7 protein-coding genes and 2 rRNA genes are annotated in these 9,341 nt (G+C 39.7%); all 9 read left to right on the top strand.

The genetic code is table 11. From position 1 onward, the window contains the following. Window positions 1-126 (top strand): 23S ribosomal RNA (locus tag GLW08_RS20110); the annotation flags it as partial. Window positions 127-249: 123 nt separating this feature from the next. Further along, window positions 250-365 (top strand): 5S ribosomal RNA (gene rrf / locus GLW08_RS20105). A 651-nt stretch (window positions 366-1,016) separates the two neighbouring features. Then, entirely contained in the window at window positions 1,017-1,667 is a 651-nt protein-coding gene (locus GLW08_RS20100) for an MgtC/SapB family protein (protein WP_160850401.1), read from the top strand. Window positions 1,668-1,816: 149 nt separating this feature from the next. Beyond that, entirely contained in the window at window positions 1,817-2,281 is a 465-nt protein-coding gene (locus tag GLW08_RS20095; protein ID WP_160850400.1) for a CtsR family transcriptional regulator, read from the top strand. 16 nt (window positions 2,282-2,297) lie between these two features. Next, window positions 2,298-2,852: a UvrB/UvrC motif-containing protein gene (locus tag GLW08_RS20090; protein WP_160850399.1), complete on the top strand. Its 555-nt coding sequence runs from the start codon at window positions 2,298-2,300 to the stop codon at window positions 2,850-2,852. Continuing rightward, window positions 2,852-3,925 carry a protein arginine kinase gene (locus GLW08_RS20085; RefSeq protein ID WP_160850398.1) on the top strand — a complete coding sequence of 358 codons (1,074 nt, stop codon included), beginning with the start codon at window positions 2,852-2,854 and terminating at the stop codon, window positions 3,923-3,925. The genes GLW08_RS20090 and GLW08_RS20085 overlap by 1 nt, the downstream gene beginning before the upstream one ends. A 12-nt stretch (window positions 3,926-3,937) precedes the next feature. Further along, window positions 3,938-6,385 carry an ATP-dependent protease ATP-binding subunit ClpC gene (clpC, locus tag GLW08_RS20080; protein ID WP_160850397.1) on the top strand — a complete coding sequence of 816 codons (2,448 nt, stop codon included), beginning with the start codon at window positions 3,938-3,940 and terminating at the stop codon, window positions 6,383-6,385. Window positions 6,386-6,731: 346 nt separating this feature from the next. Further along, a complete protein-coding gene (gene radA, locus GLW08_RS20075) occupies window positions 6,732-8,111 on the top strand; it encodes a DNA repair protein RadA (RefSeq protein WP_160850396.1) in 1,380 nt (459 codons plus the stop codon). A gap of 1 nt (window position 8,112) precedes the next feature. Beyond that, a complete protein-coding gene (gene disA / locus GLW08_RS20070) occupies window positions 8,113-9,186 on the top strand; it encodes a DNA integrity scanning diadenylate cyclase DisA (RefSeq protein ID WP_160850395.1) in 1,074 nt (357 codons plus the stop codon). The last annotated feature ends 155 nt before the right edge of the window (window positions 9,187-9,341 follow it).

The following is a 9,341-nucleotide window of genomic DNA, read 5'->3' as shown; positions in this document are numbered from 1 at the left end:
AAGATGAGATTTCCCATCATTTTAAATGAGTAAGATCCCTTGTAGACGACAAGGTTGATAGGTCCGAGGTGGAAGCGTGGTGACACGTGCAGCTGACGGATACTAATAGATCGAGGACTTAACTAAAAACAAAAAGCGCAGGCGACTGCTTCGGCAGTCGCTGGAGCTCGAACCCGAAAAGGCGCACCAACCATTCGATGTCTCATTCTTATCTAGTTTTGAAGGTACTACCTTCAAGAAAATACATAGTATGGCGGTTTTGGCGAAGAGGTCACACCTGTTCCCATGCCGAACACAGAAGTTAAGCTCTTCAGCGCCGATGGTAGTCGGGGTTTCACCCCCGCAAGAGTAGGACGCCGCCATGCACACACAATCCCCTTGGAAATTCGTTTCCGAGGGGATTTTTTGTTTAATAGTATAGAAAATCTAAGCTGTAGCTCATAGAAGTCTAGCTCCATTTCACCACTTATGGCTTTAAATTCATTCTTTCTGTCGAAAATGGTTAATTGTTTCTTTGCTAGGTCTTTCGGGAGTGAGATTAGGCTTTTTTTAAAAGAAAGTCTAAGTTCCTGCGCTTACATTTCTAGTTCAAGCGCTAGCAACTTCCTGCTCCTCCTTACGATAAGTCAACATAGAACCGCTGCGTCACGCAGCAACATCGAACTGTCCTACGTCCTGTAGACCACAGTATATACGTTGATAGCAGGACACTTGTGCCTTTCTTTAAGCATGCGCAAAGTAAACATCCTACGCCCCCTCTTTCCTCCTAAGTAGCCACTTCAGATGATCTGCTAAACTAACCAACTAATTTCAGTAAAACAATAGTTTTGTCACTCCCCCAATAAGGGTAAAATATATATACACTTTTAACGATCTCCTTCTTATCATTAGTAACCATACATACTAGTACCTCTACAATAATAGGATTAGAAGACACTTCAATATCAGCTACCTTTAAAAAGAAAGAGGGGGTTTTCTTGTCTCTACAAACATTTATGGATGATTACTTCATCATGATGTTATCTCGATTGGTTACCGCTGTATTACTATGTGGTGTCATTGGCTTTGAGCGAGAAATAAAAAATAGGTCAGCAGGATTTCGTACACATATTTTAGTAGGAGTCGGTGCATGTTTAATGATGCTTCTCTCATTATACGGGTTTGATCCTTTTTTAAATAAGCACGGAAGTATTCGATTTGACCCAGCCCGGATTCCATCTTATGTCATTAGTGGTATAGGGTTCTTAGGTGCAGGTACGATAATGGTTCATGGTATTACTATACGTGGGTTAACTACAGCTGCTTCGATTTGGACAGTTGCAGGATTGGGGCTAGTTATTGGTGCGGGCATGTATGGCCCAGCTATTTTAACGACCATTGTTGTATTAGTTAGCTTGATTGGATTGAATAATGTAGAGAAGCTCGTCAAAAAAAGGTCTAATCCATTTGTGAAAATTACAGCAGACGATACATTGGAAATGAGTGAAGTGATCAAAATCTTTGATAAGTACCATTTACACATATTAACCTTTGAAATAGAACGAGATAAAGAAGGTCAACGAAACATATTTATCGAACTAGATTATCAGAAAAATTTAAATGAAATTTCTTTGTTTGATGAAGTTTCAAGGATATCGAGCGTAAAAAGTGTTTATAGGAATTCATAATTTGTTAGAAAATAATCGTCTTTTGATACTATACAATTCAGAAAATGGTTAAGATAGTACTAGTGTGTTTTGGTTGCATTCTCATTTAAATTTTGTATAATAAAAGTATAGTCAAAGATAGTCAAAGTCAAAGAAGAGGAGGGGGGACCTTGCGGAATATATCCGATATCATTGAAGCTCATCTAAAGGAAATCATTGAGTCTAATAACCAGAATGCAATTGAAATTAAACGAAGTGAAGTAGCTGATCATTTTCAGTGTGTACCATCACAAATCAATTACGTGATTAATACTAGGTTTACAGTGGAAAAAGGATATATAGTAGAAAGCAAGCGTGGTGGAGGTGGCTATATACGAATTATTCGTATTCAGCACCAAGACAAAATGCAGCTTTTGAATGAGTTGATTAAACTAATAGAACCAAGAGTATCTCAGCAAGGCGCTATTGATATAATCGAACGTTTGTTAGAAGAAGAGTTAATAACCGAGCGTGAGGCTAAATTAATGGTTAGTGCAATTACACGTGAAGTATTAGCCGTTCAACTATCATTGCGAGATGAACTTCGATCACGTATTTTGGCTTCGATGTTAGCTACTTTAAAATATAAGGAATAAGGGAGGGAGAAGTTGTATGGAATGCCAAGAATGCCATCAACGCCCTGCAACCTTGCATTTTACACAAGTCATAAATGGTCATAAAAAAGAAGTTCATGTGTGTGAAAAATGCGCGTATGAACAAGGATATATGCCGCAAAATAGTGAGTCATTCTCATTGCCAAATCTTTTATCAGGCTTGTTTAATTTTGACTCCTATCCCGTGTCCCAGTCTCAAGATCAAACATCCTCCTATGAAGCACCACCAAAACTTCAGTGTGAGAAATGTGGTCTAACATATGATGAGTTTACTAGGATAGGCAAATTTGGTTGTGCGAAATGTTATAAAACCTTTGGCGAAAAATTGAATCCAATCTTCCGAAGAGTGCATAGTGGTAATTCTGTCCATGACGGAAAAGTACCTAAACGCATGGGTGGAGATATACATGTACGTAAGCAAATTGAAGAACAACGTCAAAAATTGAACCACTTAATTCGATCAGAAGAATTTGAGGAAGCAGCAAAGGTCAGGGACCAAATTCGGATGTTGGAGAAACAGATGAAATCTGAGCAAGGGGATGGTGATCAATAATGTCCTTGCAGCAATTTATTAACGAAGCAATCAGTCCTTGGATGCAAGAAAATGGACCCGACAGCGATATTGTATTAAGTAGTCGAATTCGCTTGGCTCGTAACTTTGAGCAGGTCCCTTTTCCAATACTCGCAAACCAAGAGGATTTAGATCACATTCTCGATTTTTTTCAACAGGAATATGGCCAGCAATCATTTGGGAACTACCATCAATTTGAGCTAGTGCGCATGAATGAACTGCCATCCATTCAAAAAAGAGTTTTGGTAGAGAAGCACCTAGTGAGTCCTCATTTAGTAGAACATTCGAACCACGGTGCTGCACTAATCTCCAAGAATGAACAAGTTTCTGTTATGGTAAATGAAGAAGACCATATTCGAATACAGCTTTACTTTCCAGGCTTTCAATTAGAGAAAGCATTGAAACAGGCTTCTGAATTCGACGATTGGTTAGAAGAAAAGATAAACTATGCATTTGATGAAGATCGAGGATATTTAACAAGCTGTCCTACCAACGTGGGAACAGGCATGAGGGCTTCTGTAATGATGCATTTACCAGCTCTTGTGATGACCCAACAAATTAACCGAATGATTCCTGCAATCAATCAATTAGGATTAGTTGTTAGAGGAATTTACGGGGAAGGTAGCGAAGCTTTAGGTAATATCTTTCAAATTTCAAACCAGATTACACTTGGGAAATCAGAAACAGATATTGTGGAAGATTTAAAAAGTGTGGTCCAGCAATTAATCGAACAAGAACGAAATGCTAGAAAACGAATCATGGATCAATCAGGTGTTCAGTTAGAAGATAAAATTTTCCGTTCTTATGGAATTTTATCAAATAGTAGGATTATTGAATCAAAAGAAGCATCGAAATGTTTATCTGATGTCCGTTTGGGCATAGACTTAGGATATATTCAACGTATTCCTAAGACGATATTAAATGAACTTATGATTCTCACCCAACCAGGTTTTTTACAACAATATGCACAGAAAAATCTATCTCCAGAGGAAAGGGATGTGCTTAGAGCATCCTTGATCCGAGAACGACTTAAATTAGAAAACAAATATAGTTAGGAGGGAAGCCCTATGATGTTTGGGCGTTTTACAGAAAGAGCACAGAAAGTATTAGCGTTGGCTCAAGAAGAAGCTGTACGTTTAGGACACAACAACATCGGTACAGAACATATCCTCTTAGGATTGGTTCGTGAAGGTGAGGGCATTGCTGCCAAAGCCCTTGGAGCTTTAGGCCTTGCTTCAGATAAAATCCAAGAGGAAGTTGAGCAGTTAATTGGTTCAGGTGATAAAGTATCCCAAACCATTCATTATACTCCACGTGCCAAAAAGGTCATTGAATTGTCCATGGATGAAGCTAGGAAATTAGGTCATTCTTATGTGGGTACAGAGCACATCCTTCTTGGTTTAATCCGTGAAGGTGAAGGAGTAGCCGCGCGCGTGCTAAACAATTTAGGTGTCAGCCTTAATAAAGCGCGCCAGCAGGTACTACAGCTGTTAGGAAGCAATGAGTCTACATCAAATAATTCAGGTAATAGACAATCTGCAAGTGCGAATACACCGACACTAGATTCTCTAGCTCGTGATTTAACTGCAGTTGCAAAAGAAGGAAATATCGACCCAGTAATTGGTCGTAGCGAAGAAATTGAACGTGTTATCCAAGTGCTAAGTCGTCGTACCAAGAACAATCCGGTTCTTATAGGGGAACCAGGTGTTGGTAAGACAGCTATTGCTGAAGGATTGGCCCAGCAAATCATTAACAATGAAGTTCCTGAAATCCTTCGTGATAAACGAGTGATGACGTTGGATATGGGTACTGTAGTAGCTGGTACGAAATATCGTGGTGAATTCGAAGATCGTTTGAAAAAAGTGATGGAAGAAATTCGCCAAGCGGGTAACATTATTCTATTCATTGATGAGCTTCACACATTAATCGGAGCTGGTGGAGCAGAAGGTGCAATTGATGCTTCTAACATCTTGAAGCCATCTCTAGCTCGTGGAGATCTACAATGTATCGGTGCTACAACCTTAGATGAGTATCGTAAATATATTGAAAAAGACGCAGCGCTTGAGCGTCGCTTCCAACCTATTCAGGTAGATGAGCCAAACTTAGAAGAATCGGAGCAAATTCTACAAGGACTACGAGATCGTTATGAAGCGCACCACCGTGTAACGATAACGGACGAAGCAATCAAGTCTGCTGTACAACTATCTGATCGTTATATCCAGGATCGTTTCTTACCAGACAAAGCGATTGACTTAATTGATGAGGCTGCTTCTAGAGTACGTCTCCGTTCTTATACTGCACCACCTAACCTTAAAGAGCTTGAGCATAAGCTAGAAGAGGTTCGTAAGGAGAAAGATGCAGCTGTCCAAAGTCAAGAATTTGAAAAAGCAGCTTCTCTTCGAGATAACGAACAGAAATTACGAGAAGAACTTGATAAAACGAAAGACGAATGGAAAGAAAAACAAGGGCAAGAGAATTCTGAAGTTACAACAGAAGATATTGCGTCCATTGTTTCCACTTGGACTGGAGTTCCAGTTTCTAAGCTTACGAAAGACGAAAGTGAACGTCTTTTGAATATGGAAGATGTGCTTCATAGCCGTGTTATCGGTCAAGATGATGCTGTAAACTCTATTTCAAAAGCTATTCGTCGTGCTCGTGCAGGACTTAAAGATCCTAAGCGTCCGATTGGCTCGTTTATCTTCCTAGGTCCAACAGGTGTAGGGAAAACGGAACTGGCTCGAGCATTAGCGGAAACGATGTTCGGCGAAGAAGATGCCATGATCCGCGTTGACATGTCTGAGTACATGGAAAAACACTCTACGTCTAGACTAGTAGGGTCACCACCTGGATATGTAGGGTATGAAGAAGGTGGCCAATTAACAGAGAAAGTTCGTCAGAAGCCATACTCTGTTATCTTATTAGATGAAATTGAGAAGGCGCACCCTGATGTATTTAATACCCTTTTACAAGTTCTAGAGGATGGTCATCTAACAGATTCTAAAGGGCGTACGGTAGACTTCCGTAACACAGTAATTATTATGACATCTAACGTAGGTGCGACAGAACTTAAGCAAAATAAATATGCAGGCTTTAGTATTGGAGATGCTGATCAAAGCTACAAAGACATGAAGTCTAAGGTTATGGATGAAATGAAAAAAGCGTTCCGCCCAGAATTCTTGAACCGTATAGACGAAATTATTGTCTTCCATTCACTAGAGAAGAAACACATGAAAGAAATTGTGTCTCTAATGGTTAAGCAGCTTCAAAAACGCTTAACAGAGCATGAAGTCGAATTCAACTTAACAGATCAAGCATTGGATAAGATTGCGAATGAAGGCTTCGATCCGGAATATGGTGCAAGACCATTGCGTCGTTCCATCCAGAAGAACGTAGAAGATCTACTATCAGAAGAACTATTAAGAGAAAATATTTCTACTGGTCAAAATGTAACAATTGATGTAGACGAGGATGGCAAATTCTATGTTTCTTCAAAAGAAAGCATCCAAACTTCATAGGGATTAGCTATAAAAATTAGAAATCGGAAGGCGTTCGCCTTCCGATTTTTTCATATATGTATTAGCCTCAACGCATGTAAGCTTTCCTCTATTCCGTTGTTATGCGACCATAAACCTGACCTACCTAATGTAAGCTAGAACAGTCAGCCATAAAGATTCAACCGGAGCAGGCTACAGTATATGCTACCGAGGCGCTTGCGCTTTTCTTTATGTTTTAGGTAGTATCAGAAGTAACACTATTGTTAGAGACAAAGTAATGTTTTTGTAAATACATTGTAACTCATCAAGAGTCTATACGTATGAGATAATGAGAGGAGTATTCTCCTCTTTTAAAGGAGAGATAGATGTGGCAAAGCAAAAAGTAAAGTTTGTCTGCCAGGAATGTGGTTATGAATCAGCAAAATGGATGGGAAAATGTCCTGCCTGTCACCAATGGAATACATTGGTAGAAGAACTAGTATCATCGAAATCAAACAGCAAACATACATTTGTAACAAGTGATTCAAATGATAGAAAGAAACCTGAGAGAATAACGGCTATAGCAACGGAGCAAGAACCTCGAATTGAGACGGATATGCCAGAGGTGAATCGCGTACTCGGTGGGGGTATTGTCCCAGGGTCCTTGGTATTGATTGGTGGAGATCCTGGGATTGGTAAGTCTACTCTCCTTTTGCAAGTTTCGTCTCAGTTAGCTCATAAACAAGTTAATGTTTTATATATATCTGGTGAGGAATCGACGAGACAGACAAAATTAAGAGCCGATCGGCTTGGAACGCTTTCAGACAATTTATTTGTGTTAGCAGAAACCAACATGGTAGATGTATCCAATCAAATTGAACAAATCCAGCCGTCTTTTGTTGTTATTGACTCCATCCAAACTATTTTTAAAGAAGAAGTATCGTCAGCACCAGGTAGCGTTTCACAAGTTCGTGAATGCACAAGTGAATTAATGCGCATAGCTAAGAACAAAGGGATTCCAATTTTCATCGTTGGGCACGTAACAAAAGAAGGCTCCATAGCTGGTCCGCGTTTATTAGAGCATATGGTGGACGCTGTGCTTTATTTTGAAGGTGAAAGGCATCATACCTTCCGAATCCTTAGAAGTGTCAAGAACCGCTTTGGAAGCACTCATGAGATGGGTATTTTTGAGATGAAAGAAGAAGGGTTAAGAGAAGTAGAGAACCCTTCGGAAATTTTCTTAGAGGAGCGCTCACAAGGTGCAGCAGGTTCTACTGTGGTTGCTTCGATGGAGGGGACAAGGCCTGTCCTTGTAGAAATCCAGTCGTTAATATCCCCAACGGCATATGGTAACCCTAGGCGTATGGCTACTGGATTAGACCATAACCGAGTTCCGTTATTGATGGCTGTATTAGAGAAGCGAGTTGGGTTGTTATTGCAAAATCAGGATGCTTATGTGAAAGTGGCGGGAGGAGTCAAACTAGATGAACCTGCTATAGACCTTGCCGTTGCTGTAAGTATAGCTTCTAGTTTTCAAGATAAAGCATCCAAACCCGATGATGTCCTCATAGGAGAAGTTGGTTTGACAGGAGAAGTGAGAAGAGTGGCTCGTATTGAACAGCGGGTGCAGGAAGCAGCAAAGTTAGGATTCAAACGTGCCATTGTTCCAAAGAAAAACATCGGTGACTGGACCTTCCCTGAGGATTTAGAAATCATTGGGGTTAATTCAGTACAAGAAGCGTTAAAGGCAACGTTGGGAGGAGCTTAGGATGGAATGGTATGAGATGAGAGGGTCTATGATTGGAGATATATTACGATTTGTCGCACCAGGCACACCACTTCGCGAAGGGATAGAAAATGTGTTACGAGCAAATACTGGTGGGTTAATTGTGCTTGGTTATAATGAGAAGATGCAACAATTAGTTGATGGCGGATTTCACATCAATTCTTCGTTTACGCCTGCGAATTTATATGAATTAGCAAAGATGGATGGAGCTCTAATCTTGAACGAAGAAGGTAGCGAAATCATATACGCCAATGCACAATTAATACCAGACCCGTCTATTGTATCTACAGAAACAGGTATGCGTCATCGTACAGCTGAACGTGTCGCCAAACAAACAGGTGAATTAGTCGTAGCAATATCCCAACGAAGAAACGTTATCACCTTATACAAGAGCAACTTGCGGTATTCCTTGAAGGATATAGGTGTGATATTGACCAAGGCTAATCAAGCAATGCAGACATTAGAAAAGTATAAAAATGTGTTAGATCAAGGTATTACCAATTTAGGAGCACTCGAGTTTGAAGAGATGGTAACTTTCTCTGAGGTGCTGCAAGTTATGCATCGTATTGAGATGGTCCTTCGTATAAAGAATGAAATACTGAATTATGTGAATGAGCTTGGTACAGAAGGTAGACTTATTCAACTACAGCTTACAGAGCTTGTTTCAAATATAGAGGATGAAGCGGCATTGTTAATTCGGGATTATAGTAAACGCTCTGATTACGAACCGTATTATATGATTCGAAAACTTCAAGAAGTAACCAACAATGAGCTGGTAGAGGATTCCCATATATTAAAATTATTAGGGTATTCGGCCTCAACCAAATTAGAGGACCCCGTTATTCCAAGAGGGTATCGTATTTTAGATAAAATCCCTAGGCTCCCTTCCTTAATCATTAATCATATGGTTAAAAAATTTGGAACTCTAAATGAAATTGTTAAAGCATCCCCAAAAGAACTCGTTAAGGTAGATGGAATCGGTGAAGTACGAGCTTCTAAGATAAAAGAAGGATTAAATAGGATTCAGGAGCAGTTGTTTATCGACCGCCATATCTAAGCAAATTGACACATTATACCTATTTATGGTACGATGTTAGTTTCGTTCATTTGACTATTTTTGTAAAATGTGATACTGTTTCGACATATCACACAGGATTCATGAACTTATTCGATTAATATTTATAAACTTGGCAATACTGCTTGTTAGGAGGT

The sequence above is a fragment of the Pontibacillus yanchengensis genome, assembly GCF_009856295.1.
In the GTDB taxonomy this organism is placed as follows: Bacteria; Bacillota; Bacilli; order Bacillales; family BH030062; genus Pontibacillus; species Pontibacillus yanchengensis_A.
This window is presented reverse-complemented; position numbering and strand designations above follow the sequence as displayed.

Coding starts and splice junctions, on each gene's coding strand:
- GLW08_RS20100 (WP_160850401.1), top strand. CDS start 1,017: ATGTTATCTCGATTGGTTACCGCTGTATTACTATGTGGTGTCATTGGC.
- GLW08_RS20090 (WP_160850399.1), top strand. CDS start 2,298: ATGGAATGCCAAGAATGCCATCAACGCCCTGCAACCTTGCATTTTACA.
- GLW08_RS20085 (WP_160850398.1), top strand. CDS start 2,852: ATGTCCTTGCAGCAATTTATTAACGAAGCAATCAGTCCTTGGATGCAA.
- clpC (WP_160850397.1), top strand. CDS start 3,938: ATGATGTTTGGGCGTTTTACAGAAAGAGCACAGAAAGTATTAGCGTTG.
- disA (WP_160850395.1), top strand. CDS start 8,113: ATGGAATGGTATGAGATGAGAGGGTCTATGATTGGAGATATATTACGA.